General features: G+C 76.2%; 21 protein-coding genes. 10 read left to right on the top strand and 11 right to left on the bottom strand.

All coding sequences use genetic code 11. The features are described 5' to 3' along the window. Positions 1-49 precede the first annotated feature (49 nt). Positions 50-682 carry a TetR/AcrR family transcriptional regulator gene (locus tag ABEA04_RS04850; RefSeq protein ID WP_345455090.1) on the bottom strand — a complete coding sequence of 211 codons (633 nt, stop codon included), beginning with the start codon at positions 680-682 and terminating at the stop codon, positions 50-52. Between the two features lie 62 nt (positions 683-744). Here ABEA04_RS04850 and ABEA04_RS04845 point away from each other — a divergent pair, with 62 nt between their 5' ends. Then, the gene (locus ABEA04_RS04845; protein WP_345455088.1) at positions 745-2,079 is read left to right on the top strand and encodes a cytochrome P450; all 1,335 of its coding nucleotides are present in this window, start codon (positions 745-747) and stop codon (positions 2,077-2,079) included. A gap of 48 nt (positions 2,080-2,127) precedes the next feature. After that, complete coding sequence (locus ABEA04_RS04840) at positions 2,128-3,039, top strand: phosphotransferase (protein WP_345455086.1); 912 nt, start codon at positions 2,128-2,130, stop codon at positions 3,037-3,039. Positions 3,040-3,052: 13 nt separating this feature from the next. Here the strand turns inward: ABEA04_RS04840 and ABEA04_RS04835 are convergent, their stop codons facing one another. Continuing rightward, complete coding sequence (locus ABEA04_RS04835; protein ID WP_345455084.1) at positions 3,053-3,682, bottom strand: SGNH/GDSL hydrolase family protein; 630 nt, start codon at positions 3,680-3,682, stop codon at positions 3,053-3,055. Between the two features lie 83 nt (positions 3,683-3,765). On the opposite strand from ABEA04_RS04835, the gene ABEA04_RS04830 reads away from it, so the two are divergent. The 8 genes from ABEA04_RS04830 (at position 3,766) to ABEA04_RS04795 (ending at position 9,651) form a co-directional block, all read left to right on the top strand. Next, positions 3,766-4,455, top strand: a complete 690-nt coding sequence (locus ABEA04_RS04830) for a response regulator transcription factor (protein ID WP_345455082.1) — start codon at positions 3,766-3,768, stop codon at positions 4,453-4,455. Further along, a complete protein-coding gene (locus ABEA04_RS04825; RefSeq protein WP_345455080.1) occupies positions 4,452-5,783 on the top strand; it encodes a HAMP domain-containing sensor histidine kinase in 1,332 nt (443 codons plus the stop codon). The genes ABEA04_RS04830 and ABEA04_RS04825 overlap by 4 nt, the downstream gene beginning before the upstream one ends. An 81-nt stretch (positions 5,784-5,864) precedes the next feature. Then, positions 5,865-6,101 (top strand): hypothetical protein, encoded by a 237-nt coding sequence (locus ABEA04_RS04820; protein ID WP_345455078.1) that lies wholly within the window; start codon positions 5,865-5,867, stop codon positions 6,099-6,101. Beyond that, positions 6,098-7,072, top strand: coding sequence for an FAD:protein FMN transferase (locus ABEA04_RS04815; protein WP_345455076.1), 975 nt, complete (start codon positions 6,098-6,100; stop codon positions 7,070-7,072). The genes ABEA04_RS04820 and ABEA04_RS04815 overlap by 4 nt, the downstream gene beginning before the upstream one ends. After that, positions 7,069-7,656, top strand: coding sequence for a hypothetical protein (locus ABEA04_RS04810; protein ID WP_345455074.1), 588 nt, complete (start codon positions 7,069-7,071; stop codon positions 7,654-7,656). The genes ABEA04_RS04815 and ABEA04_RS04810 overlap by 4 nt, the downstream gene beginning before the upstream one ends. Further along, entirely contained in the window at positions 7,653-8,918 is a 1,266-nt protein-coding gene (locus ABEA04_RS04805) for an NADH-ubiquinone oxidoreductase-F iron-sulfur binding region domain-containing protein (RefSeq protein ID WP_345455072.1), read from the top strand. The genes ABEA04_RS04810 and ABEA04_RS04805 overlap by 4 nt, the downstream gene beginning before the upstream one ends. After that, on the top strand, positions 8,915-9,124 hold the full coding sequence (locus tag ABEA04_RS04800; protein ID WP_345455070.1) for a ferredoxin: 210 nt from the start codon (positions 8,915-8,917) through the stop codon (positions 9,122-9,124). The genes ABEA04_RS04805 and ABEA04_RS04800 overlap by 4 nt, the downstream gene beginning before the upstream one ends. Positions 9,125-9,153: 29 nt before the next feature. Further along, complete coding sequence (locus tag ABEA04_RS04795) at positions 9,154-9,651, top strand: DUF2231 domain-containing protein (protein ID WP_345455068.1); 498 nt, start codon at positions 9,154-9,156, stop codon at positions 9,649-9,651. 198 nt (positions 9,652-9,849) lie between these two features. Here the strand turns inward: ABEA04_RS04795 and ABEA04_RS04790 are convergent, their stop codons facing one another. The 9 genes from ABEA04_RS04790 to ABEA04_RS04750 form a co-directional block, all read right to left on the bottom strand. Then, a complete protein-coding gene (locus tag ABEA04_RS04790; RefSeq protein ID WP_345455066.1) occupies positions 9,850-10,671 on the bottom strand; it encodes an ERCC4 domain-containing protein in 822 nt (273 codons plus the stop codon). A gap of 9 nt (positions 10,672-10,680) precedes the next feature. Continuing rightward, positions 10,681-11,508, bottom strand: a complete 828-nt coding sequence (locus tag ABEA04_RS04785; RefSeq protein ID WP_345455064.1) for a DUF4118 domain-containing protein — start codon at positions 11,506-11,508, stop codon at positions 10,681-10,683. A gap of 289 nt (positions 11,509-11,797) precedes the next feature. After that, positions 11,798-12,490 carry a response regulator transcription factor gene (locus ABEA04_RS04780; RefSeq protein WP_345455062.1) on the bottom strand — a complete coding sequence of 231 codons (693 nt, stop codon included), beginning with the start codon at positions 12,488-12,490 and terminating at the stop codon, positions 11,798-11,800. Further along, complete coding sequence (locus ABEA04_RS04775; RefSeq protein WP_345455060.1) at positions 12,487-15,024, bottom strand: DUF4118 domain-containing protein; 2,538 nt, start codon at positions 15,022-15,024, stop codon at positions 12,487-12,489. Before ABEA04_RS04775 ends, ABEA04_RS04780 begins: the two co-directional genes overlap by 4 nt. A gap of 1 nt (position 15,025) precedes the next feature. Then, positions 15,026-15,643 (bottom strand): potassium-transporting ATPase subunit KdpC, encoded by a 618-nt coding sequence (gene kdpC, locus ABEA04_RS04770; RefSeq protein WP_345455058.1) that lies wholly within the window; start codon positions 15,641-15,643, stop codon positions 15,026-15,028. A 16-nt stretch (positions 15,644-15,659) separates the two neighbouring features. Continuing rightward, complete coding sequence (kdpB, locus tag ABEA04_RS04765; protein ID WP_345455056.1) at positions 15,660-17,723, bottom strand: potassium-transporting ATPase subunit KdpB; 2,064 nt, start codon at positions 17,721-17,723, stop codon at positions 15,660-15,662. Further along, a complete protein-coding gene (gene kdpA, locus ABEA04_RS04760; RefSeq protein WP_345455054.1) occupies positions 17,720-19,384 on the bottom strand; it encodes a potassium-transporting ATPase subunit KdpA in 1,665 nt (554 codons plus the stop codon). The genes kdpB and kdpA overlap by 4 nt, the downstream gene beginning before the upstream one ends. Before the next feature lie 215 nt (positions 19,385-19,599). Beyond that, positions 19,600-20,130 carry a hypothetical protein gene (locus ABEA04_RS04755; protein ID WP_345455052.1) on the bottom strand — a complete coding sequence of 177 codons (531 nt, stop codon included), beginning with the start codon at positions 20,128-20,130 and terminating at the stop codon, positions 19,600-19,602. A 109-nt stretch (positions 20,131-20,239) separates the two neighbouring features. Then, a complete protein-coding gene (locus ABEA04_RS04750; RefSeq protein ID WP_345455050.1) occupies positions 20,240-21,805 on the bottom strand; it encodes a RecQ family ATP-dependent DNA helicase in 1,566 nt (521 codons plus the stop codon). Positions 21,806-21,959 lie beyond the last annotated feature (154 nt).

Below are 21,959 nucleotides of genomic sequence, written 5' to 3'. Positions count from 1 at the left end.
CCCTCAACCTAGGCGCCGTGGGCCGGTCGGGGCCCCTCGGCCGTGCCCGTCAGGACCGCGACGCGTCACCGGGCTGCTGCACGAGCAGCGCGAGGACCCGACCCATGAGGTCGGGCGCCACGTCGTCCGGACCGACCAGGCGCTCGACGGCGAGGCCGTTGGTCAGCGCCATCACGACCAGGGCGAGGTCGGCGGCGGGGAGCGGGAGGGTCGCGCCGGCGCTCTCGGCGTGCTCGCTGATCGCGTCGGCGACGGCGGCGCGCAGGGCGTCGCGCTGCCGGCCCAGGACGCCGCCGGGCTCGGCGGCGCGCACCGCCCGCTGCCACAGCTCGAAGAACAGCAGGTGCCAGTCGCCCTGCTCGGTGCCGACCGCGCTGAGCCGGTCGCCGAGCGCCCGGGCCCGCACGTCGAGCGCGCCCTCGAGCCCGTCGACCGCCGTCAGCCCGGCCTCGAGGTAGGCCGTCGTCCGGTCCTCGACCAAGGCGTCGACGAGACCGTCCTTGCTGCCGAAGTGCGAGTAGACCGCACCCTTGGTGAAACCGGCGGCGGCCGCGACGTCGTCGACGCTGGCGCCGTCGATGCCGCGCCGGGCGAACTCGTGCGCGGCGGCGTCGAGCAGGGCCCGTCGCACCTCGTCGCGCCGCGGTCGACGTCCCCGGGGCTGGGCGGCCGTGCTGGTCACGGGTCACAGGATACCGCTCGGTATCGCATACTGGTCGGTATCGAACCGACGGAGGAGACGCCGTGAGCCGAACCGGGCCGAGCCGCCCCGACCTGCGCCGACCGGTGCGCTGGGGCCTGCAGCACGGGGTCCCGAAGCTGGCGATGGCCCGAGCCGCCCGGCAGGGCGACCTGCAGGCCCAGCTGGTCGTCGGGCAGGCCGCCCGGGGCGAGGTGCCGCACCAGCTGTTCGACCAGATCCGGGCCGCCGGGCCCCTGCAGCGCTCGCGCCACGCCTTCGTCACCGCCGACCACGAGGCCGTGCGCGCCACGCTGTCGAGCCCCGACCTGCGGGCCGGCGTCGACCTGGCCAACGCCCCCGGGCTGCTCGGCCGCATGGCGACGTGGGCGGCGTCCGGAGCGCCGCTCGGTCCGCTCACCACGCCGTCGCTGCTGGTCACCGAGCCGCCCGACCACACGCGCATGCGCAAGCTGGTCACGCGGGTCTTCAGCGTCAGGGCCGTGCAGGCGCTACGGGTGCGCACCGAGCAGATCGCCGACGAGCTGCTCGACGCGCTCGCCGCGGCGTCCGGGCGCGTCGACCTCGTCGAGGCCTACTGCTCGCTGCTGCCGGTGACCGTCATCGCCGAGATCCTCGGCGTGCCCACCGACGAGCGCGCGACGGTGCGCTCGTTCGGCAACGCCGCCGCCCCGAGCCTCGACCTCGGCCTCCGCTGGACGCAGTTCCGCGAGGTCGAGGCCACCCTGTCGCAGTTCGACGCGTGGCTGACCACCCACCTCGAGCGCAAGCGCCGCGATCCCGGGAGCGACCTGCTCAGCGCGCTCGTCGCCGCCCGGGACGACGACGGCACCGCCCTCACCGACGCCGAGCTGCGCTCGACCGCGGGTCTCGTGCTGGCGGCCGGCTTCGAGACCACCGTCAACCTGCTCGGCAACGGCATCGCGCTGCTGCACGACCACCCCGACCAGCTCGCCCTGCTGCGGGAGGACCCCGAGCGGTGGCCGAACGCGGTCGAGGAGGTGCTCCGGCTCGACCCGCCCGTGCTCCTCACCGGCCGCACCGCGGTGCGCGACACCGACGTCCTCGGCGTCGAGGTGCGGCGCGGGTCGGTCGTCACCGCCCTGCTCGCCGGCGCCAACCGCGACCCGAAGGCCTTCGCCGACCCCGGCACCTTCGACGTCACCCGGCCCAACGCCGGCGACCACGTCTCGTTCTCGAACGGCCGCCACTACTGCCTCGGCGCGGCGCTCGCCCGCATGGAGGGCGAGGTCGGCCTGCGGCACCTGTTCGACCGCTTCCCGGACCTGAGCCTCGAGCCCGGCGCCCGGCGCCGCGACACCCGCATCCTGCGCGGGTGGGCGACGCTCCCGGCGACCCCGGGCGTCGCGTCGCGCTGAGCGACGACCCCGGTCGGCGCCGCACCGGACGCCGAGCCCGTCTCGGGCATGCTGCGGGGTGTGCTGCCGGACGACGTGCTGGACGACGTGGCCCGCGCGGTCGACGGCGAGGTCACCGTCGTCGGTCGGCTCGCGGGTGGCGCCAACGGCGGCGTCGTGCGCGTGCGGGTCGCCGGACGCCCGGACGCCGTGCTCAAGACGACGCCGCGGACGGGCTCGCACCAGCTCGCCGAGGCGCTGCGGGCCCGGCGGGTGGTCGAGCACATGCGGGCGCGCGGCTACCCGACCCCGGCGTGGCTCGGCGTCGGCGCGACCCCCACGCACGTGTGGCAGCTGGTCGACCATGTCGACGCGCAGCCCGCGACGCGGCTGACGCCGTCCCTCGTGGAGCAGCTCGTGACCATCAACGAGCTGCAGGCGGGGCAGGCCGGCGAGCCCCCCGACCACTGGACCTACGCCTGGCGGGTCGTCACCGGACGCGAGCCGGTCGGAGCCGCGTGCACCGGCCACTCCCCCGCCGCGGCCGGCCTGGTCTCGCGCGCGCAGGCGGCGGGCGCCGCCCTGGAGCCGCCGGTGGCGGCCCCCGACATGGTCCACGCCGACCTGAACCCGGGGAACGTGCTGACGCGGGACGGCGACGTCGTGGCGCTCGTCGACATCGGCAACGCCGGCCGCGGCACCCGGGCGACCGACCTCGTGACCCTGCTGTGGCACACCTTCGACGAGCCGCTGGACGACGTCCGCGCCCGGCTGTGGACGACGGTGCTGCAGCTCGTCGGCGCCGAGTGGGCTGCGGGTCTGGCCGCCACGCAGGCCCTCCTGCAGCTGGAGTGGCGCATCGGCCTGGCCCGGGACAGAGCGACCGGTGCGACCGGTGCGACCGAGGCAGCCGAGGCGGCCGTCACCGCGGTGATCGACCGCGGCCACCGGGTCCTCGACGAGCTGGACGCCCGGCGCTGACCGCTCCCGGGCCCTAGAACCGGTAGCCGAACCGCTCCAGGTCCTCGGCGTGCGCCCGCTCGACGAGGCGGCGTCCGGCGACGGAGTAGCGGCGCCAGTAGGCGCGGTCGCGGTCGGTGACGTTGGTGGGCGCGACGGCGAGGTCGAGGCCGACGAGGTCGCGCAGGTCGTCCTCCATCGCCTCCATCCGCAGCACGACGTGCGCCTCGGTGACGTGGCCGGGGTTGATGCGGCGGGGGCGGTCGGGGTCGCCGACGGCGACGGTGAGCCACTGGTCGAAGTCGAGGGTGACGGCGTCCACGAGCTGGTCGAGGGCGCCGGGGGTGTGGTGCAGCCAGGAGTCCGGCTCGCGCAGCTCGTGCACCCAGCGGGTGCGGGTGCGCTCGTACTCGGCGACGTAGAAGTCGAACGGGTTGCGCGTCGTGGTGACCACGCGCAGGTCGGGGTCGTCGTCGAGCAGCCCGGCGGCGACGAGCTGGGTGACCGTGCCGTGCTTGGCGTCGACGCCGGCTGCCCGCGCCCGCTCCGGGTCGGGCACCTGGACGACGTGCCGCTGCTCGACGAGCGCGGCCAGCAGCGCGGTGCTGCCGGTGCCGGGCGCGGCCGTCACCACGATGTCGGCGTCGCGGTCGAGGACGGCCATCCCGGCAGCGTCGCAGCGCGCGCCGCGGCACCGCCTCACCCGCGGGACGGACGCCGGGGCCCGCCGCGGCCTACGCTCGCCCCGTGGTGCACCTGCTGGTGGTCGAGGACGACGAGGTCATCCGCCGCAGCCTCGCCCGCGGCCTGACCGAGCAGGGCGCCACCGTGTCGGTCGCGGCGACCGCGGTCGAGGCGATCAAGGCGCTGGCCACCGAGCGGCCCGACGCGGTGATGCTCGACCTCGGGCTGCCCGACCTGGACGGCGCCGACGTGCTCGCGCTGATCCGGGCGCAGAGCGACCTGCCGGTGGTGATCGCCACCGCGCGCGACCACGACCGCGACGTCGTGCGCCTGCTCGACGCCGGCGCCGACGACTACCTCGTCAAGCCGTTCTCGGCGGCGCAGGCCATGGCGCGGGTGCGGGCGGTGCTGCGGCGCGCCATCCCCGCCGCGCCCGAGGAGCGCCGGATCGTCGTCGGCGGCCTCGTCGTCGACGAGGTGGCCCGCACCGTGACCCTCGACGACGCCCCGGTCGAGCTCAACCGCAAGGAGTTCGACCTGCTGCTCGCCCTGGCCTCCCGGCCCGGCCAGGTGGTCTCGAAGCGGCAGCTGCTGGCCGAGGTGTGGCAGCAGCCGTGGGGTGGCGCCGACCGCACCGTCGACGTGCACCTGTCGTGGCTGCGGCGCAAGCTCGGCGAGACGGCCGCCGCGCCGCGCTACCTGCACAGCGTGCGGGGCGTGGGCGTGAAGCTGCTCGCGCCGGAGGACGCGTGAGCCTGCGGGCGCGCATCCGGCTGCTCGCCCTCGGCGCGGCCGCTGCGGTGCTGCTGCTGGTGGCGGTGCCGCTGTGGCTGCTCGAGCAGAGCGTGGCCGCCGACGACGTCGAGCAGTCGGCCACCGAGAGCGCGCGCGGCGTCGCCGACTACCTCTCCGCCGCCGGTCTGCGCACCGACCTGCAGGCCTACGTCGAGCGGGTCAACGGCCGGGACGACGCGCCGCCGGTCGCCGTGGTCACCCCCGACGGCCGCCGCTACGGACCCGACCTGCCCGGCGCCGACGCCCAGCTGCGCCCCGGCCCGGACGGTGACGGCGACGGCGACGGGGACGGCGACCGCGACGGACCCTTCGCCAGCCAGAGCTCACCCGACGTCGACGCCGTCGACGGCGGTCACCTCGTGCGGGTGGTGGTGCGCACCGAGGGCGGCCCGACCACGGTGCTGGCCTACGCCGCCGACGCCCAGGTGCGCGAGACGGTGGGGTCGCGGCTGCTGCCGCTGGGGCTGGCCGCGCTCGTCGTCCTCGCGCTGGTGGGCCTGGCCGCCGAGATCGTCGCGCGGCGCCTGGTGCTCGACCTCGACCGCACCGCCGACCTCGCCGACACCATCGCCGCGGGGGACGCCGTCGCCCGGGTGCCCGAGGCCGGACCGCCCGAGGTGCAGCGCGTCGCGCACGCCCTCAACGGGCTGGCCGGCCGCATCGACGAGCTGCTCGCCGCCGAGCGCGAGACCGCGGCCGACCTCTCGCACCGGCTGCGCACGCCGCTGACGGCGCTGCGCCTCGACGTCGAGTCGCTGCCGCCGGGGCCGGCGCGCGCCGAGCTGACCGACCGGGTCGACACCCTCGAGCGCACGCTGACGGCCGTCATCCACCAGGCGCGGCGCACCGACCGCGAGGGGGCGCGGGCGCGCTGCGCGCCGGGGCCCGTGGTGGCCGAGGCGGCGGCGTACTGGCAGCCGCTCGTCGAGGACCAGGGCCGCGCGACGACCGTCGAGGTCGGCGACGACCTGCCCAACGTGCGCTGCGCCGCCGACGACCTGCGCGCCGCCCTCGACGCGCTGCTCGAGAACTGCATCGCCCACACGCCCGACCGGACGCCGATCGCGGTCGTGGCCGAGCAGCGCGAGGGGCTCGTGGTGGTGGAGGTGCGCGACGGCGGCCCCGGGTTCGCCGCCGAAGCCGTCGGGCGCGGCCGCAGCGACGGCGGGTCGTCGGGGCTCGGGCTCGACATCGCCCGGGCCTGCGCCCGCGCCTCGGGCGGCGACCTGGTGGTCGGTCGCGACGACGGGTGGACCGTCGTCCGGCTCGGGCTCGGCACCGCCTGACATCTCCCGCACAGCGGCATTTGACCTCGATTTGAGGGTCCGTTGGGTGGGGCCTAGGCCCGGCCGGACGACGCTCGCCCCATGCAGCCAGCCACCCAGCGACTCCTCCGCCGGGCCCGTGTCGCCACCGCCGGCCTCGTCGTCGCCGCCGCGTCGTCGACCGGTCTGCTGACCGTCGTCGCGTCGCACACGACCCAGGCCACCTCGAGCGACGGCCCGACCAGCGACGGGTCCTCCACCGGCTCGGGCTCGACCGGCTCGGGCTACCAGGTCGACGGCGGCTCGGGCGCCCCCGTGGCCGGGAGCCACGCGTCGTGAGCACGCTGCGCTGGCGCGACTGGTCGTGCGAGGTGCGGGTCGTCGTCGCCGACGACCGCCCCGCCGCGGCGCGTCCCCCGGGCCCCCTGGCCGAGCGGGTCGAGCGCACCGTGCGCGCCCTCATGGACGACGTCGCCCGCTCCGCCAGCCGGTTCGACGCCACGAGCGACCTCAGCCGGGTCAACGCCGCGGCCGGCCGCCTGGTGCCGGTGCGGCCGCTGACCCTCGAGCTGGTCGAGGTCGCGCTCGACGCCGCCCGGCGCACCGACGGGGCGTGCGACCCCACGGTCGGCGCGCACGTCGTGGCGGCCGGCTACGACGCCGACATCGACACCGTGCGGGCCCGCGGCGCCGTCCACCGCCCCGCGCCGAGCGCGCCGAGCTGGCGCGCGGTGCGGGTCGACCGCGACCTCGGGCGGCTCGGTCTCGCCACCGGCCTGGCCCTCGACCTCGGCGCCACCGCCAAGGCCTGGACGGCCGACGAGGCCGCCTCCCGCGTGGCCCGCGAGCTCGGGTGCCCGGCGCTGGTGGCCCTCGGCGGCGACGTCGCCGTGGCCGGCGGCGAGCACGGCTGGCCCGTGCTCGTCGGCGAGGCCGCGGACGACGACCCCCGCCACGGTCAGGTGGTCACGCTCCGTCGTGGCGGCCTGGCCACCTCCTCGACGACGGGCCGGCGCTGGCCCGTCGCCGGCCGGGTCGACGGGGTCGGCGGGGTCGGCGGGGTCGTGGGCGAGGCCCACCACGTCGTCGACCCAGGCACCGGCGAGCCGACCCGCGGACCCTGGCGGACGGCGTCCGTGGTGGCGCCGACCTGCGTGACGGCGAACGCGCTCAGCACGGCGGCGCTCGTGTGGGGCACCGCGGCGCTCGACCGGCTGGCCGGGCACCCGGCGCGGCTGGTCGACGGCGCCGGCCGCATCGTCACCACCGCCGCCTGGCCGACGGGTCCCGACGAGGGGGTGGCGGCATGACGCTCTGGTTCCTGGCCCGCGCGGCCGGTCTCGTCGCGCTGCTGGCGGCCTCGGTGGCCGTCGCGCTCGGCGCGGCCGGCTCGGCCTCGCGCCGCGACGGACGCGCCGTCCTCCAGCTCGTGCACCGCTCGGCCGCGGTGCTCACCCTCGCCCTGCTCGGCCTGCACGCCACGCTGCTGGTCGCCGACGCGCACGTCGACGTGAGCCTCGGTGGGGCGTTGATGCCGTTCACCGCGGGCTACCGCGGGTTCGCGCTCGGCCTCGGCACGCTGGCGGCCTACGGGTTCGTGGTGGTCGCGCTGACCGGCGCGCTGCGGGGCCGCCTGGCCGGCAGCGCCCGGGCGGCGGCCGCGTGGCGCGGCGTCCACGTCGCCGCGTACGGCGCCTGGGGCCTCGGCGTCGGGCACGGCCTGCTCGCCGGCACCGACACCGACCGTGGCTGGGCCTGGGTGGTCTACGGGCTGGCCGTGGTCGTGGTCGCCGGCGGCGTCGTGGCCCGGCTGGCCGGCGCCGAGGTCGCGCACCGGCGGCCGCTGACCCGCGCGCGCCGCGAGGCGCAGCTCGTGGGCGGGGGCGTGCGATGAGCACCGTGCACGACGTCCGCCCGGGTCCGGCGGCCGCGACCTGGGGCGAGGCGCGGCTGCTGGCCGGCACCGCCGCCGGCCGCGTCGACCTGGCGCACCACCGGGCGACCCACGGCCGCCCGGCGCGGCTCGACGCCGCCTCGACGACCGCCGCGCTCGCGCGGGTCGCCCTCCTCGGGCGCGGGGGCGCCGCGTTCCCGGTGGCGACCAAGCTGGGGGCCGTCGCCACCGGGCCGCGGACGCACGTGCTGGTCAACGGCTCCGAGGGCGAGCCGGCCAGCCTCAAGGACCGCACGCTGATGCAGCTCGCGCCGCACCTCGTGCTCGACGGCGCGCTCGCCGTCGCGGCCGCGCTCGACACGCGGCAGGTCACCGTCGTCGTCCAGGACGCCGCCGCCCACCACGCGCTGCGGGCCGCGGTCGCCGAGCGGGACGACGCCCACGACGTGCGCCTGCAGCTGAGGCCGCACGGGTTCGTGGCCGGCGAGGTGCGGGCCGTCGTCCGGGCGGCGTCGGGAGGGCCGGCGCTGCCGCCCGGACGACGCACCCTGCCGACGGTCGACGGGGTCGACGGCCGGCCCACCTTCGCCTCCAACGCCGAGACCTTCGCGCAGGTCGCGCTCGTGCTGTGCCTCGGACCCGACCGGTTCGCCTCCGTCGGCGCCGCCGACGAGCCCGGGACGACGCTCGTCACGCTGGTCGGCGACGTGCACCGCCCCGGCGTCGTCGAGGTGCCGACCGGACTGCCGCTCGCGGCACTCGTCGGCGGGGGCCCCGGGCCGGTGCTGGTGGGCGGCTACCACGGCACCTGGCTCGCCGGTCCCGGGTCGCTGACGCTGAGCCGGCCCGCGATGCGGGCGGCCGGGGTGCCGCTCAACGCGGGCGTGCTGGCGCGGCTGCCGCACGCGACCTGCGCCCTCGGCGAGGTCGCGGCCGTCGCGCGGTGGCTGGCGGCGGAGTCGGCCGGCCAGTGCGGACCGTGCGTGTTTGGGCTGCCGGGGCTCGCCGCCACCCTCGACGGCCTGCTCGCCGGGCAGCCGGTGCTGGCCCACGCGCGGCAGCGGGCCGGGCTGCTGCCCGGGCGTGGCGCCTGCGCGCACCCCGACGGCGCCGCCCGCTTCGTGGCCACCGCCCTCGACGCGCTCGGCGACGAGGTCGAGCGGCACCGGACGCACGGCCACTGCGGTCGGCCGGTGCGCGGCGTCCTGCCCCTGCCGCTGCCCCTGCCCCGCCCCACGACCCGACCGGAGGCGGCCCGATGAGGCTCGAGATCGACTGGACCCGCTGCGACGGCCACGGCCTGTGCGCCCGGCTGCTGCCCGAGCGCATCGGCCTCGACGAGCACGGGTTCCCGGTGCTCGCGGACGGCGACGTCCCGGCCGACCTCGTGCGACCGGCCCGCCGTGCCGTCGCGATGTGCCCCGTGCTTGCGCTGCGTCTCGAGCGCACCCCCGTCCCCTCCCACTGACCCGCCCCACCCAGCTGAAGGAGATCTCCGTGTTCGACCTCGTCGACGGCCTGCCCGTGCACCCCCTCGTGGTGCACGCCGTGGTCGTGCTGCTCCCCCTGGCCTGCCTCGGCACGCTCGCGATCGCCGTCGTCCCGGCCTGGCGGGCCCGCTTCGGCCCGCTGGTCGTGGCCTGCGCGGCGGTGGCGACCGTGCTCGTACCGATCGCGACCAGCAGTGGTGAGGCGCTGGAGGAGCGCGTGGGCGACCCCGGCGAGCACGCCGAGCTCGGCGACCAGCTCATCTGGTTCGCCGTCCCGCTGCTGGTGCTCTCGCTCGCGCTGGTGCTGCTCGACCGCCGCCGGCGGCGGGCCGCGGACGCCGACGGCGGCGGCTCGTCGGGCCGGGTCTCCCCCCGCGCCCTCACCACCGGCGTCGCCGTCCTCGCCGTGATCGCCGCCCTCGCCGCGTCGGTGCAGATCTACCGCGTCGGCGAGTCCGGCGCCCGCGCCGTCTGGGGCGACCAGGTGCAGTCGGGCAGCCAGTAGGTCCGTCGGCCGGGTTGGCGTCGGCCCTCCCGGGGTCTCGAGGCTCGGCCGTGGCCGGCCTCGCACCTCGACCACCGTGCGCTCCTGATGGTGGTCGAGGTGCGAGGAGCCCTGGCGACGAGCCTCGAGACCTCTGGCCCTCCATGCTCGACGTCCGCGACCGACGTCCCTTCGACGAGCTCAGGGTCCGTGATCGGATCAGGCGGAGGCGACGACCTCGCCGGTGAGGCCGTCGACGAGGGTGGTGCCGGGGTCGGCGGAGCGCAGGGCGCGCAGGGCGATGGCGCGCCGGTCGAAGGACTCCGGCTCGACCCCGGTGAGCACCCACCGGCGGAGGGGTCGGGGGCCGCGGGGAGTGCGCTCCGGCTCCGGCTCGCGGTCGGCCGGCGCGACGAAGGCGCCGTTGAGGGCGTCGTCGAGGCGGGCGGCACGCACCCGGCCGATGCCGGGGTGGGTGCGCAGGCCGTCGGGGGCGGCGTCCGCGACGGCGGCGAGGCTGCCGTAGGCGGCGAGCAGGCTGCGGGCCATGGTCGGGCTCACCCCCGGCACCGTCGAGAGCATCGTCTCGGCCTGGCCCGACGGGTGCCGTGGCGCCCGCCGCGGTCCTTCGGTGAGCACGGTCGGCGCCGGACGCCGGGCCCGCTTGGCCAGCCGCACGAGCCAGGCGGCGCTGTCGTCGACGTCGAGGCTGTGCAGCACCGTGACGCCGTCCTCGACCAGCCGGCACACCGCGCCGCGCCAGGCGTCCTCGGCGATGCCGCGCGGCTCGCCCTCGACCACCAGCACCGCCTGCGGGAAGGCCGACTGCAGCCGCACCGCCTGGTCGAACAGCCGCCCGCTGCGGATCGACGACCCGAGGTCGGTCGGGCCCTTGCGCTCCACGGCGAGCCCGGGGCCGAGCACGTAGTCGCCCACCGGCAGGTCGGCGAGCCGGACGTCGAGCCCGGCGTCGCTCAGCGCCTGCGGGATGCCGCTGCGACGCTCGCGGTGGTCGACCAGCACCGGCTCGAGCTCGACCACGTCACGACGCTACCCGTGCCCCCGAGGGGTCCGTGGCCACCCGCCCGGCGCCCGCGGTGGCGGTCCGGCCGACAGTGGCGTGAGGGCGGCGGCCGCCTGGTCGGCCAACGCCACCGCCACCAGGCGCTGCTCGAGGGTGGGCCAGGCGGTGCGCGTGGCCGCGGCCAGCACGAACCGCCCCAGCACGACGCCGTGCCGCGCCACCGGCAGCTCGACGACGTCGTTGGTCGGCAGGCCGGAGCGGTCGACGTCGAGCCGCCCGCCGTCGCGCGTGACCGACCCGTCGCGCTCCAGCCGCGGCCGCCCGCCGCCGGGCGCACCCTCGGCCCACGTGCAGTCGTCGACGCCGAGCACCTCGCGCACCTGGGCGGCCACGAAGGCCACGCCCTCCTGCGGGGTCGCGGCACCGTCGGCCACCATCCCGGCGGCGCTCACGATGCCGCCGAGGTACCCCTCGTGCCGGCTGGCCGCGGCCTGCTGCCGGCGTCCCCACAGCACGATCTCGGTGACCGCGAGCCCCACCAGCACGAGCAGCACGGCGGTCTCGACGTCGTCGCTCCGGTCGATGGCGAAGGTCAGCCGCGGCGGCAGGAAGAAGAACTCGAACCAGGCCGCCGACGACACCGCCGTGAGCACGCCGGCCACCCGCGACCCGCCCGCCGCCACGGCGACCACCACCAGGCCGAGCACCAGGACGGCGTTGACCTCCGAGACCCGGTCGCGGACGAGGTAGAGCAGCCCGGCGACCGCGGGCGGCGCGAGCAGCCCGGCGACGCCGAGCAGCCGAGCGGACGGCGTCCGGCCCGTTGCTCCGGTGGCCCACGGTGGCGTCGACATGCCTCCATCCAGGCTCGCCCGGGGCCGCCGCTCAAGGGTCGGCGACGGATCCTGACGAGATCCTGACGCCGTGCGGGGTGATCCGTATGGATGCCGGTGGGCACCGTCAGGATCGCGTCGGGACGGCACCGAGCGGCCCGGCACCGGCCGCACCGTGGTCACGTGATGCACCGATCTCCCCGAGACCTCCCGCCGCCGACCGACGGCGTCTGGCTCGTCGCGACCGCCGCCGCCTTCTCGACCACGCTGGCCGTCGTGCTGCGCGCCCTGCTCGGCTAGGTGACCCGCCTCAGCCGGTCTCGAGCGTGTAGCCGAGCCCGGCGGTCGTCACGATGTGGCGCGGGTGCGAGGGGTCGTCCTCGAGCTTGCGACGCAGCTGGGCGGCGTAGAGGCGCAGGTAGTGGAAGGCGTCGTCGTAGCCGAAGCCCCACACCTCGCGCAGGATCTGCTCGCGCGGCACCAGCTTGCCGGCGTGGCGGGCCAGCAGCTCGAGGAACGACCACTCCGTGGGGGTCAGCCGGACGTCGTCCCCGCGCCGCGAGACGCGCTTGCGGCCGAGGTCGACGACGAGGTCGCCGGCCACCACCTGGGCCACGGTCGGGGCCGCGGCGGTGCTGCGGCGCACGGCCGCGCGCAGGCGCGCCATCAGCTCGTCGATGGCGAACGGCTTGGTCACGTAGTCGTCGGCGCCGCGGTCGAGCGCCTCGATCTTGTCCTCCCCGTGCTGGCGCGCGGAGAGCACCACGATCGGCACCGTCGTCCAGCCGCGCAGGCCCTCGATCACCTCGAGCCCGTCGAGGTCGGGCAGGCCGAGGTCGAGGACGACGACGTCGGGATGCCCGGTGACGGCGGCGTCGAGCGCGCCGCGCCCGTCGTGGGCGACGAGCACGTCCCACCCGTGGGCGCGCAGGTTGATGGCGAGCGCCCGGGCCAGCGCGGGCTCGTCGTCGACGACCAGCACGCGGTGCGCGGGCTCGCTCACGACGCCGCCGCCGGCTCGGCGGCGTCGGCGCGCGGCAGGCTCACCACCATCGTCAGGCCGCCGCCGGGGGTGTCGTCGGCGGTCAGCGTGCCGCCGAGGGCGGAGGTGAGGCCGCGGGCGACGGCGAGCCCGAGGCCGAGCCCGCCGGGCGTGGTGTCGCCCAGCCGCTGGAACGGCTCGAACATCGACTCGCGCACGCCGGCGGAGACGCCGGGGCCACGGTCGACCACCATCACCTCGACCGTGTCGGGCAGCACGTGCGCCAGCACCCGCACCGGCTCGCCGCCGGCGTGCCGCACGGCGTTGCCGACCAGGTTGGCCACGACCCGCTCGAGCAGCCCGGGGTCGGTGCGCACCAGCGGCACGCTCTCGTCGACCTCCAGCGAGACCGCCCCGGGCGGCTGCCCGCTGACCGCCACCGGCAGCACCTCGTCGAGGGAGTGCGGCCGCAGCGCCGGGTGCACCAGCCCGCTCTCGAGCCGCGACAGGTCGAGCAGGTCGTCGATCAGCCGCTCGAGCTGACCCGCGGAGGCGTCGACGGTCTGCAGCAGCTCGGCGCGCTCGTCGTCCGGGACGCCGGGCAGCAGCAGCCCGTCGACCGAGGCGCGCATCGTGGCCAGCGGCGTGCGCAGGTCGTGCGAGACCGCGCGCAGCAGCGCCGTCGAGGTGGCCTCCGCGAGCTCGAGGCTGGCCGCCCGCAGCTCGCGCTCGCGCAGCCGCCGGTACTCCAGCACCAGGCTCATCTGGATGGCGAAGGCCTCGAGCACCCTCTGGTCGGAGGCGTGCAGCGGGTCGCCGCACAGCGCGAGCACGTGGTCGTCATCGACGGTGACGCGGGTGTCGCCCTCGTCGGGTCGCGTCGCGCAGGGCTCGCCCGCCGCGGCGGTGACGTCCCAGCCGCGGTCGGTGCGGGTGAGCAGCGAGACCGCGCGCTGGCCGAAGGTCTCGCGCACCCGCTGGACGACGGCGTCCGCGGTGTCCTGCCCGGTCAGCACCGAGCGCGACAGCCCGCCGATGGTGGCGGCCTCGGCCCGCGCCCGCAGCGCCTCGCCCGCCCGCCGCGAGGCCCGGTCGACGACGGTGGCCACCGCCGCCGCGACGCCGACGAAGACCAGCAGCGCCAGCACGTTGCGCGGCTCGGAGACCGTCAGCGTGCCCGTGGGCGGCGTGAACCAGTAGTTGAGGGCCATGAAGCCGACCACCGCGCCGAGCAGCGCCGGCAGCAGGCCGCCGACGAGCGCGACCAGCACGGTGCACGCCAGCAGCGCCAGGGTGGCCAGCGCGAGGTCGTCGGTCTCGGTGAACTCGTGCAGCACGCCCGCCAGCAGGAGCGGCAGCGCCACCGCGCCCACCCAGCCGGCGACCTGCCGCGGCCGCGAGAGCGGCGAGAGCGCGTGGCGGCCGATGACGGCCCGCGACGCCTGCTCGTGCGTGACCAGGTGGACGTCGATCGCCCCGGCCAGCGAGGCGATGCGGTCGCCCGTCGACTCGGCGAACAGCCGCCGCAGCCGGCCCCGCCGCGAGACGCCGACGACCACCATCGTGGCGTTGACCCCGGCCGCGAAGTCGACCACCGCGGCGGCACGGTCCTCCCCCACCACGGAGTGGAAGGTGCCGTCGAGGTCGGCCACCAGCCGCTGCACCTGCTCGACGCGCCGCTCGTCGGTGACGCCGAGGCCGTCGGTGGCGACCACGTGCACGGCGAGCAGCTCGGCCCCGGCGGCCCGCTTGGCCAGCCGGGCGCCGCGGCGGACGAGGGTCTCGCTCTCGGGCCCGCCGGTGACGGCGACGACGATGCGCTCCTTGGCCGGCCAGCTCTCCTGGATGCGGTGGGCGCGCCGGTAGTCGTCGAGCTGGTCGTCGACGCGGTCGGCCAGCCACAGCAGGGCCAGCTCACGCAGCGCGGTGAGGTTGCCGACCCGGAAGTAGGAGGTGAGCGAGGCCTCGACGTTCTCCGGCCGGTAGATGTTGCCGTGCGCCATGCGGCGGCGCAGCGCCTCGGGGCTCATGTCGACCAGCTGGATCTGGTCGGCGGCGCGCACCACCTCGTCGCGCACGGTCTCGCGCTGCCGCACGCCGGTGATGCGCTCGACCTCGTCGTTGAGCGACTCCAGGTGCTGGATGTTGACCGTGGTGACGACGTCGACGCCCGCCGCGAGCAGCTCGGCGACGTCGTCGGCCCGCTTCTCGTGACGGCTGCCGGGCACGTTGGTGTGGGCCAGCTCGTCGACCAGCACCACGGACGGCGCGCGCTCGAGCACGGCGTCCAGGTCCATCTCGGTGAAGGTGGTGCCGCGGTGCTCGAGGTGGCGCCGCGGCACGGTCTCGAGACCGTCGAGCTGCGCTTCGGTGAGGGCCCGGCCGTGGGTCTCGACCACGCCGACGACGACGTCGGTGCCGCGCTCGACCCGCCGGCGCGCCTCGCCGAGCATCGCGTAGGTCTTGCCGACGCCGGGGGCGGCGCCGAGGTAGACCGTCAGCCGGCCGCGCCGGCGCGGCGTGCCCGGTCTGCCCGGCGTCCCCCTCTCGGTCACCTCAGCCGCCCTCGACGGCCTGCCGGACGGCGAGGTTGAGCAGCAGCACGTTGACCCGCGGCTCGCCGAGCGTGCCCCAGGTGCGGCCGCTGGTGTGCTCCTCGACGAGGTCGGCGACCTGCTGCTCCGACAGGCCGTTCGCGGCCGCGACGCGGGGCACCTGCAGGTCGGCGTAGGCCACCGAGATGTCGGGGTCGAGGCCCGAGCCCGACGCGGTCACGGCGTCCGGCGGCACCTGGCTCTCGGCGACGCCCTCGCGCTCGGCCACCTCGGCCCTGCGCTGCTCGATCTGCTCGACCAGCGCCGGCTCCTCGGGTCCGTAGTTCGAGCCGTACGTCGAGAGCGTGTCGTAGCCGTCGCCGGCCGCCGACGGGCGGTCCTGGAACAGGTCGGGGTCGTCGACCACCTGGCCGAGCAGCGCCGAGCCGACGGCCGCGTTGGGGTCGGTGGTGTGGCTGCCGTCGGCGGTGACGAGCGAGCCGCGGGCCTGCCACGGCGCGGCGACCTGGCCGAAACCGAGCACGACCAGAGGGTAGGCCAGCCCGAGCAGCAGGGTGAGCGCCACCAGCAGCCGCAGGCCGGCCAGGCTCTGGCGCCAGAGGTCGTAGAGCATCGTCATCGGTTCTCCTCCTTCGTCACAGACCCGGGACCAGTGAGATCACGAGGTCGAGCAGCTTGATGCCGACGAACGGCGCGACGAGCCCGCCGACGCCGTAGATGAGCAGGTTGCGCCGCAGCAGCGAGGCCGCGGAGGCGGGCGTGTAGCGCACGCCGCGCAGGGCCAGCGGGATCAGCGCCACGATCACCAGGGCGTTGAAGACGACCGCGCTGACAATCGCCGACTCCGGCGAGCTCAGCCGCATCACGTTGAGCACGTCGAGGTCGGGGAAGGCCACCACGAACATCGCCGGCAGGATCGCGAAGTACTTCGCGACGTCGTTGGCCACCGAGAAGGTGGTCAGCGCCCCGCGGGTGATGAGCAGCTGCTTGCCGATCTCGACGACGTCGATGAGCTTGGTGGGGTCGGAGTCGAGGTCGACCATGTTGCCGGCCTCCTTGGCCGCCACCGTGCCGGTGTTCATGGCCACGCCGACGTCGGCCTGCGCCAGCGCGGGGGCGTCGTTGGTGCCGTCGCCGCACATCGCGACGAGCCGGCCGCCGGTCTGCTCCTTGCGAATCAGCGCCAGCTTGTCCTCGGGCGTGGCCTCGGCGAGGACGTCGTCCACCCCGGCCTCCTCGGCGATGGCGTGGGCGGTGATCGCGTTGTCGCCGGTGATCATCACGGTGCGGATGCCCATGGCGCGCATCTCGTCGAACCGCTCGCGCATGCCGGGCTTGACGACGTCCTTGAGGTGGATGACGCCCAGCAGCCGGCCCGACTCGGCGACGACGAGCGGCGTGCCGCCGGACGACGCGACCCGCTCGACGAGGCCGTCGAGCTGCGGGTCGCCGTGCCCGACCCAGGCGGTCACCGCCGACGCGGCGCCCTTGCGGATCTCGCGGCCGGTCAGGTCGACGCCGCTCATCCGCGTGGTGGCGCTGAACTCCACCAGCACCGCGCCCTGCGGCACGTCGGGCACGGACCCTGAGCCTGTCGAAGGGCCGCCGTCACCCCGCACCAACTCGACCACGCTGCGCCCCTCGGGCGTCTCGTCGGCCAGCGAGGCCAGCAGCGCCGCCTCGGACAGCTCGTCGGGCGTGACGCCGTCCAGGGGCAGCAGCTCGGTGGCGTGCCGGTTGCCGAGCGTGATGGTGCCGGTCTTGTCGAGCAGCAGGACGTCGATGTCGCCGGCGGCCTCGACGGCGCGGCCCGACATGGCGAGCACGTTGCGCCGCACGAGACGGTCCATGCCGGCGATGCCGATGGCCGAGAGCAGTGCTCCGATCGTGGTCGGGATCAGGCACACGAGCAGGGCCACGAGCACCAGCACGGGCTGGCGGGCGCCGTTGTGATCGGCGATCGGCCACAGCGTCGCGCACACCACGACGAAGACGACGGTGAGCGCCGAGAGCAGCACGTTGAGCGCGATCTCGTTGGGGGTGCGCTGCCGCTCCGACCCCTCGACCAGCGCGATCATGCGGTCGACGAACGACTGGCCCGGCTCGCTGGTGATGCGCACGACGATCTCGTCGGAGAGCACGGTGGTCCCGCCGGTGACGGCGCTGCGGTCGCCGCCCGACTCGCGGATGACGGGGGCCGACTCGCCGGTGACCGCCGACTCGTCGACCGAGGCGACGCCCTGCACGACCTCGCCGTCGCCGGGGATGCGCTCACCGGCGGCGACCAGCACGACGTCGCCGACGTGCAGGCTGGTGCTGGGCACGTCCTCGACGTCACCGGACGGCGTCCGCCGCCGCGCCGAGGTCTCGGTCTGCAGGGCGCGCAGGCTGGCGGCCTGCGCCTTGCCGCGGCCCTCGGCCACCGACTCGGCGAGCGTGCCGAAGACGACGGTGAGCCACAGCCACACGGTGACGAACCAGCCCAGCGTGCTGGGGTCGGCGATCGAGAGCACCGTGGTGACCACGGCGCCGACCTCGACCACGAGCATCACCGGCGTGGCGAGCAGCGCGCGCGGGTCGAGCTTGCGCAGCGCGCCGGGCAGCGCCTCGGCGAGCTGGGCGGCGGTGAGCACGCCGGTGCGGGACGCCGGCTCCTGGGCGCCGGTCCGGGGCTCCGGCTCGGACTGGGTGACGGTCATGCGAGCGACTCCACGACAGGCCCGAGCAGCAGCACGGGCACGTAGGTGAGACCGACGACGACGAGCGCCACGCCGGTGAGGAGGACGACGAACAGGGGCCGGTGCGTGGGCAGCGTGCCCGACCCCGCGGGCACCCGTGGCGCGGCCGCGAACCGGCCGGCCAGCGCGAGCACGAACAGCATCGGCAGGAACCGGCCGAACAGCATCTCGAGGCCCAGCAGCGTGTTCCAGAACGGCGTCCCGGAGGTGAGGCCGCCGAAGGCGGAGCCGTTGTTGTTGGCCGCCGAGGTGACGGCGTAGAGCATCTCGGTGAAGCCGTGCGGGCCGCTGTTGAGGACGCCGGCCGGGCCGTCGTCGAACGAGACCGCCACGGCGACGCCGGCCAGGAGCAGCACCGGGGTGGCCAGCACGTAGGCGGCCACCAGCACCATCTCGCGCTGGCTGATCTTCTTGCCGAGGTACTCCGGCGTGCGGCCCACCATCAGGCCCGCCAGGAACACGGTGAGGATGGCGAGCATCAGCATCCCGTAGAGGCCCGAGCCGACGCCGCCGGGCGCGATCTCGCCGAGCATCATGTTGAACAGCACGACGCCGCCACCGGGCGCGGTGAAGGAGTCGTGCATCGAGTTGACCGCACCGGTCGACGTCCCGGTGGTGACGGCGCCGAACAGGGCCGACGCCGCCTCGCCGAAGCGCACCTCCTTGCCCTCCAGCGCGCCGCCGGCCAGCTGCGGGGCGGTGCCGGGGCCGGCCATCTCGGCCCAGGTGACCAGGGCGACCGACACCGAGAGCAGCAGCGCCATGACGCCGCCGACCGCGAGCCCCTGGCGGCGGTCGCGCACGATGTGGCCGAACGCGCCGGCCATCGCGAACGGGACCAGCAGGATCAGGTACATCTGCAGCAGGTTCGAGAACGGGGTGGGGTTCTCGAACGGGTGCGCGGAGTTCACGTTGTAGAACCCGCCGCCGTTGGTGCCGAGCTCCTTGATGGCCTCCTGGCTCGCCACCGGGCCGCCGGTGAGCGTCTGGGTGCCGCCGGTGAGGGTGTCGAGCAGGTGGCTGCCGCTGAGGTTCTGCACGACGCCGAGCAGCACCAACACGCAGGCGGCGACGAGCGAGATCGGCAGCAGCACGCGGACGACGCCGCGCACCAGGTCGGCGAAGAAGTTGCCGACGCGGCCGCGGCTCTCGGTGCGGGCCAGGCCGCGGGCGAACGCGGCGGCCACGCCCATGCCGACCGCGGCGCTGACGAAGTTCTGCACCGTCAGGCCGCTCATCTGCATCAGGTGCCCGAGCGCGGCCTCGCCGGAGTACCACTGCCAGTTGGTGTTGGTCACGAAGCTGACCGCGGTGTTCCACGACCCGTCGGCCGGCAGCGCGCCGAAGCCGAGCGAGAGCGGCAGGTGCTGCTGCAGCCGGCCGAGCGCGTAGAGCGCGAGGACGCCGACCAGGCTGAACCCGAGCACCGACAGCGCGTAGGTGCGCCAGTGCTGGTCGGCGTCCGGGTTCACGCGCAGCACGCGGTAGGCGACCCGCTCGACGCCGAGGTGGCGCTCGCTGGTGTAGGTGTGGGCGAGGTAGCGGGCCAGCAGCGGCACGGTGAGCACGAGCAGCAGGGCCAGCACCGCGATCTGGCCGAGGGCCGGGCCGAGCGCGCTCACCGGTCGGCGGCGTCGGTGGAGCGCTGCTCACCGCGGTCGAGCGCGCCGGCCAGCAGGGCCAGCGCCGCGAACGCGACCAGCGTCACCACGACGTAGAGGAGGTCTGTCATGCCTCCTTCCTAGGTCCGCCCGGACGCCGAACCTGCCGTCTTGACGGTTCCCTGACGGTGCCGGCGGCTTTCTTGTCGGTGTCCTTCCGGGGCGTCGGGTGCGGGTCAGGCCGCCCGCATCGCGTGGCGCGAGGCCTGCAGCAGCAGGACGGCGAGCGCGCCGCAGGTGCCCACCACCGCCGACGCGTCACGGCCGCCGTGGTCGGCGACCTCGAACAGCGCGGCGCCGCAGCCGCGGTAGGCCGGGTCGAGGGCGGGGCCCGACGGGCCGGCCTGCAGCTGGCGCAGGCGACGTCCGCCGGCGTCGAGCAGCACGGTCACCTCGGTACGTCGCGACGGCGTGAGCGCGACGGGGTCTTCGGCGGCCACGACGTGCCGTGCGACGTGGTCGACGAGGTCGCCGATGCGGCGCAGGTCGTCGACGAACTGCAGCTGCTCGGTCAGCTGCGGCGCCGGCACCCACGGCCGGGACCGCAGCTCGTCGGCGGCCGCGGCCGCCAGGCGGCGGCGTCCGGCGGAGCCCCTCAGCACCTCGCGGGCGCGCGGCACGTCGTCGTCGAGCACGGCGTGCAGCGCCTCGCGGAAGGCGCGGTCGGTGGAGCGGAGGAGGACGTCGAGGTCGGCGGTGATGTTCACCCCGTCGATGCTGCGGCCCGACGGAGCCGCCCGTGCCGGTACTGACGGCATCCTGACGGGACGCCGGGCGATCCTGACGCGGTGCCGCCGGGGCTGCGCCCGGACCCGGTCAGCCCGTCTGCTGCAGCAGGTCGTTCCGCTCGAGGACGGCGCGGTCGAGACGGCGGTAGCCGGCGTCGTCGAAGAGCACCGTGAGCCGCTCGTCGCCGGCCTCGACGACCACGCCGGGGCCGAACTCCTCGTGCTCGACCCGCTGCTGGACGAGCTCGTCGTCGGCGCCGGCGGCGGCCTCGACGGCCGAGCCCGAGCGGCAGTTGTCGCAGCGCCCGCAGTCCTCGCCCGGCTCGCCGAAGTAGCCGAGCAGGAACGCCGAGCGGCAGCGGGCGGTCTCGGCGTACTCGCGCATCATGTCGACCCGCGAGCGCTCGAGCCGCTGCCGCCCCTCGGCCACCTCGAGCAGCGCCTTCGCCTCGGGCCGGCCGGCCAGCTCGAGCAGGTTCAGCACCCGGGTGACGGCGGCGCGGCCCAGGCCGGCGACGTCGGCGACCTCGCGCGGATCGCGGCTGCCGGTGCGCTGCACGGCGGCGAGGACGGCGTCCACGTTGCGCCGGCGCGGCACGCCGGAGGCGAAGAAGCGACCGAGGGCAAGGTCCTCCGGGCGGTGCACGAGCCGCACCATCGCGGGCTCGCCGTCGCGGCCGGCGCGGCCGGCCTCCTGGAAGTAGGTGTCGACCGAGGCGGGCGCGGCGGCGTGCACGACGAAGCGGACGTCGGGCCGGTCGACGCCCATGCCGAAGGCGGACGTGGCCACCAGCGCGCCGAGGCGGCCGGCGGTGAACGCCTCGTGCACCTCGTCGCGGCGGCGGCGCGCGAGCCCGCCGTGGTAGGCGGCCGACTCGGCGCAGTGCTCGGAGAGCACCTCGGCGAGGTGCTCGGCGTCCTGGCGAGTGCGCACGTAGACGATGCCGGTCTCACCCTCGGCGAGCCGCCCGCAGACCAGCTCGACCACCTTCTCGTGCTGGCGGCGCTCGTCGGAGGCATGGTCGACGCCGAGCTCGAGGTTGGGGCGCGCGAGGTCGGCGCGCACCACCAGCGGGTCGCGCAGCGTCAGCCGGTCGGCGACCGACTCGAGCACCGGCGGCGCGGCGGTGGCGGTGAGGGCGACCCGGGCGGCGCGGCGGCCGTCGTCCAGGCGGGAGAGCAGGTGTCCGAGGCGCAGGTAGTCGGGGCGGAAGTCGTGGCCCCACTCCGAGACGCAGTGCGCCTCGTCGACCGCGACCAGCGCCGGCGGGCACAGCGCGAGCCGCTCGGCGACCTCGGGGTCGGCGAGCTGCTCGGGCGAGAGGAAGACGTAGTCGAGCTCGCACCGCGAGGCCGCGTCGAGCACCTCGGCCCGCCGCCGCCTGCCCTCGAGCGAGCTGAGCCGGGCCGCGCGGACGCCGTCGACGCCGTCGAGGTGCGCGAGCTGGTCGGCCTGCAGCGCGAGCAGCGGCGAGACGACCAGCGTCCAGCCCTCCACGAGCCGACCGGCCAGCTGGTAGACCAACGACTTGCCCGACCCGGTGGGGGCCAGGACCACCGTGTCGCGGCCCTCGCCGACCGCCGTCAGCGCCTCGCGCTGCCACGGGTGCAGCCGCGCCACCCCGAACTCCCGAGCCACCGCGTCGACGTCCATGGACGTGGACGGTAAGGACCCCTCCCCCGGGTCGGACGACACCTTGCCGGGCTACGACCTGGGGGTGAGCGGGCCTCGTCCGTGGGTACGTCGATGATTCCGGGCTGGGTGTCGGGTCGACCTGCTCACCCGACCACGCCGTCCGGCCGGTCCA

Source organism: Nocardioides marinquilinus (assembly GCF_039543705.1).
Taxonomy (GTDB): Bacteria; Actinomycetota; Actinomycetes; order Propionibacteriales; family Nocardioidaceae; genus Nocardioides; species Nocardioides marinquilinus.
The sequence above is the reverse complement of the archived record's forward strand: the minus strand, read 5'-3'. Positions and strand labels throughout refer to the sequence as shown.

Excerpts from the sequence above, each read along its gene's own strand:
- ABEA04_RS04840 (WP_345455086.1), top strand. The coding sequence starts at position 2,128 with ATGCTGCGGGGTGTGCTGCCGGACGACGTGCTGGACGACGTGGCCCGC.
- ABEA04_RS04835 (WP_345455084.1), bottom strand. The coding sequence starts at position 3,682 with ATGGCCGTCCTCGACCGCGACGCCGACATCGTGGTGACGGCCGCGCCC.
- ABEA04_RS04820 (WP_345455078.1), top strand. The coding sequence starts at position 5,865 with ATGCAGCCAGCCACCCAGCGACTCCTCCGCCGGGCCCGTGTCGCCACC.
- ABEA04_RS04810 (WP_345455074.1), top strand. The coding sequence starts at position 7,069 with ATGACGCTCTGGTTCCTGGCCCGCGCGGCCGGTCTCGTCGCGCTGCTG.
- ABEA04_RS04805 (WP_345455072.1), top strand. The coding sequence starts at position 7,653 with ATGAGCACCGTGCACGACGTCCGCCCGGGTCCGGCGGCCGCGACCTGG.
- ABEA04_RS04800 (WP_345455070.1), top strand. The coding sequence starts at position 8,915 with ATGAGGCTCGAGATCGACTGGACCCGCTGCGACGGCCACGGCCTGTGC.
- ABEA04_RS04785 (WP_345455064.1), bottom strand. The coding sequence starts at position 11,508 with ATGTCGACGCCACCGTGGGCCACCGGAGCAACGGGCCGGACGCCGTCC.
- kdpC (WP_345455058.1), bottom strand. The coding sequence starts at position 15,643 with ATGACGATGCTCTACGACCTCTGGCGCCAGAGCCTGGCCGGCCTGCGG.
- kdpB (WP_345455056.1), bottom strand. The coding sequence starts at position 17,723 with ATGACCGTCACCCAGTCCGAGCCGGAGCCCCGGACCGGCGCCCAGGAG.
- ABEA04_RS04750 (WP_345455050.1), bottom strand. The coding sequence starts at position 21,805 with ATGGACGTCGACGCGGTGGCTCGGGAGTTCGGGGTGGCGCGGCTGCAC.